Genomic DNA, 573 nt, shown 5'->3' with positions numbered 1-573 from the left:
CAGGTAAACGACAGATGTCGCGCATGAACTCGGTAACAGATTTTTGACGTAACTCACTGACCTTTAAGTCGCGCCCGAGCACCTCTCCAAAGAGTTGGAGGCACCTTCGCACCTTGCGCTGAAAGTCATTGGCAGCTAGCCCTTTGAGGTAGTGTTCAATGACCTCTCCCAGGGTTACGGCTTTTGCTTCCGCACGCGGCTCAGCTGCGATGCTAGAGGTAAGGCGCACAGGGGCAACAGGGCGTGGAGGCGTTGGAACGAAGTCGTCTCCAATGCGCCGGCTGATGTCCTTCAGGGCTTGGTACAGGCCCTCTGTGGCCTTGTATGCCGCTACTTCCCACGCAGGAGAGCCCGGTGCGATGGACAGCCCGACATCCTCCAGCAACTTTGCCATCCGCTGCCTCTCATATGGCCCAACTACCACTCTCCCCGACTTGAGGCCGTCGATGGAGTCGCTAAATTGGTCCGCCCGGATACCTTCGTAAGCTTCTCGGGAGTCATCGTCGGGGCGTGCCATTCGCACTGCGTCATCCTCCTCCAAGATATGAGCGCGAATCCGCTCTCGAACATAGC

General features: G+C 57.8%; 1 protein-coding gene. It reads right to left on the bottom strand.

All coding sequences use genetic code 11. The features are described 5' to 3' along the window. Positions 1-394: hypothetical protein (locus AC1DSO_RS24795; protein WP_477071337.1), on the bottom strand; the 394-nt coding region annotated here is incomplete at its 3' end. Between the last annotated feature and the right edge of the window lie 179 nt (positions 395-573).

It is taken from the genome of Caulobacter sp. P4_E5, assembly GCF_056401555.1.
This window is presented reverse-complemented; position numbering and strand designations above follow the sequence as displayed.